Annotated in this window: 3 protein-coding genes; all 3 read left to right on the forward strand. The window is 46.9% G+C overall.

The window, feature by feature from the left end; genetic code table 11:
• Positions 1-612 (forward strand): ABC transporter ATP-binding protein (locus tag AC5V8P_RS24875; protein WP_495473989.1); only part of this gene is annotated, 612 nt, incomplete at its 5' end.
• On the forward strand, positions 609-1,574 hold the full coding sequence (locus tag AC5V8P_RS24880; protein WP_064797506.1) for an ABC transporter ATP-binding protein: 966 nt from the start codon (positions 609-611) through the stop codon (positions 1,572-1,574). The genes AC5V8P_RS24875 and AC5V8P_RS24880, both read left to right, overlap by 4 nt.
• A gap of 159 nt (positions 1,575-1,733) precedes the next feature.
• Complete coding sequence (locus AC5V8P_RS24885; RefSeq protein WP_063211695.1) at positions 1,734-2,675, forward strand: D-alanyl-D-alanine carboxypeptidase family protein; 942 nt, start codon at positions 1,734-1,736, stop codon at positions 2,673-2,675.
• Positions 2,676-2,836: the final 161 nt, after the last annotated feature.

Below are 2,836 nucleotides of genomic sequence, written 5' to 3' on the forward strand. Positions count from 1 at the left end.
AAAAAAGAAGCACGCGCCCGGGCAATTGAACTGATAAATTTGGTGGGCATTTCGCGATCGGAGGAAATATTCCATTCCTATCCTCATGAGCTGAGTGGCGGTATGCGCCAACGGATTATGATTGCTATTGCCTTAAGTTGTAATCCGAAGCTGTTGATTGCGGATGAACCGACAACGGCTCTGGATGTGACGATTCAGGCACAGATTCTCGATTTGATGCGGGATTTAAAGGATAAGCTTAAAACGTCCATTATGCTGATTACACATGATCTCGGTGTCGTGGCAGAAATGGCGGATTATGTGGTCGTTATGTATGCAGGGAACGTCATTGAAGAGGCACCTGTCATTGAGTTGTTCAAAAATCCGCAGCATCCCTATACTCAGGGACTATTAAAGGCTAAGCCTGTCATTAATCAGAAAATGGATCGGCTGTATTCCATCCCGGGACAGGTGCCCAACCCCATTGAGCTGGGTGAAAACTGCCATTTTCATGACCGGTGCGCACATTGTATGCAAATATGCAAAGATCAGGCTCCTCCCTTGAATGAAAAGGAGAATGGTCATAAGGTTGCCTGCTGGCTATATGAGAAAGAAGGGGGGCAACGGATATGAGCGAGCCTTTGATTCAAGTGGAAGGGCTGAAAAAGTATTTCCCAATCACAGGTGGAGTTTTTCAGCGTACAGTCGGACATGTAAAGGCAGTTGATGATGTATCCTTTCATATTCATAAGGGTGAGTCCTTTGGTCTGGTAGGGGAATCGGGCTGCGGTAAAAGTACGATTGGACGCACGATTCTCAGATTGATGGATAAGACGGAGGGATCGGTACGGTACAAAGGCGAAGATTTGCATGCGTTAAACAAGGAGCAAATTCGTGCGCTTCGTCCGAAGCTGCAAATCGTCTTTCAGGACCCCTTTAGCTCACTAAATCCGAGAATTAAGGTGGGGGAAGCGATCGGAGAGGCCTTGCTCGATCACGGGTTGATTGACCGTAGTGAGCTGCGGCGGAAGGTCAACGAAACACTGAACATTTGCGGACTGTCCTCGTATCACTATGATCGTTATCCGCATGAGTTCTCCGGCGGTCAGCGGCAGCGGATTGGGATTGCTCGGGCTTTGATTTTGAATCCTGATTTTATTGTGGCTGACGAACCGGTATCTGCGCTGGATGTGTCGATTCAGGCTCAGATCATTAACCTGTTAAGCGATTTGCAGCAAGAGCGCCAACTAACATATCTGTTCATCTCGCATGATCTGAGTGTAGTCGAGCATCTGTGTAGCCGGATTGGTGTGATGTATCTAGGCTCAATGGTAGAGTTGGCCTCCAAGGAAGAGCTGTTCAGCAATCCGCTTCACCCATACACCAAGGCATTGCTATCCGCAGTGCCCATTCCAGATCCGACAATCAAAAGACAGCGGATTGTGTTAAAAGGGGACATCCCGTCTCCGGCTAATCCACCGTCAGGCTGCAAGTTTCATACACGCTGTCCTATGGCGGAAGCCCGCTGTAAAACAGAGGCTCCGGTATATCGGGATGCGGGCGATCAGCATTTTGTAGCCTGTCATTTTGCCTAATACAGCATACTTAAGGAGCAAAGTATCCGTCATCCTGTACAGGGTTTGGCGGATATTTTGTCGTGAAATAAAAAAAGGTAAAAAAATTGTATCTTTTTTTCGAAAAATTGCAGACAAAATGGATTTTTCATCGTCTAATAAGATATGGAGGTTATTACGATGATGAAAAAACATTGGTTACGTTGGGCTATTGTCGTCCCGGTACTTATTATATTGATTTTTATTACACTTGGGCCCCGCTTGTTGAATGGAAAGCCGAATGTCGATGCAGAGGCTGCAGTGCTGATGGACATGCACACCGGAGAGTTACTGATGGATGTGAATGGTGATAAGCCCATGCCCTCCGCAAATATGTCCAAGCTCATGACCGAGCTATTGGTACTGGAAGATATCCGAGCTGGACGGCTAGGCTGGAATGATGAGGTGCGAATTAGTCGTTATGCCAGTACGGTGGGTGGCGTTAATCTGTCCCTCCGGTATGGCGAAAGAATGACTGTATCTGAACTGTTCCAAAGTATGGTTGTGTATTCGGCAAATGACGCCGCTGTGGCGCTGGCAGAGCGTTCAGCAGGGAGTGAATCTGCTTTTGTGAAGCGTATGAATGAAAAAGCTGCTCAAATTGGATTATCGCCTGATAGTCGCTTTAGTAATGCCTCTGGGGCAGGTCAGAGTGAGCTGGGACCGAACCATCCTAAGGATATTCGCGGAGAAACGAAAATGACGGCAAGCGACACTGCAAAGCTGGCTTCTTACTTGATTACGTCACATCCTGAGATTCTCAGAACGTCCAGCCGTACGCAGATGGAATTGAAGGATAAGGGGATTTACATCAGTAATACGAACTGGATGCTGCCTTCCTTGGCTGGACCCTACTCTTATGCGGGAACGGATGGATTGAAAGCAGGGTACACAAGCGATGCTGGGTACTGTTTCACTGGTACAGCTGAGCAGCATGGTAAGAGGTTAGTTGCTGTAGTGCTGGGTGCACCGAGCAAGGAAGAGCGTTTTGCACAGACAAGGAAGCTGTTCGATTATGGTTTTTCTCTGTCCGCTTCTTTTCCGATGCGATTACAAAATTTGGTGAAACTAGCTTCACATTAAACTAAAAATAACTTTGAAAGAAAGCTACATAGAATACTTATTTATATTAATGAAGGCTTTGACCGTGAGGGCGAGGCCTTTTTTGTTATGAATTTGGGGAACTGACCACGCCATGGCACTTTTGACAACAAGGTGGCAGACCTTTTATGCTTTGAGAGGAA

This window comes from Paenibacillus sp. N119s (assembly GCF_059447605.1).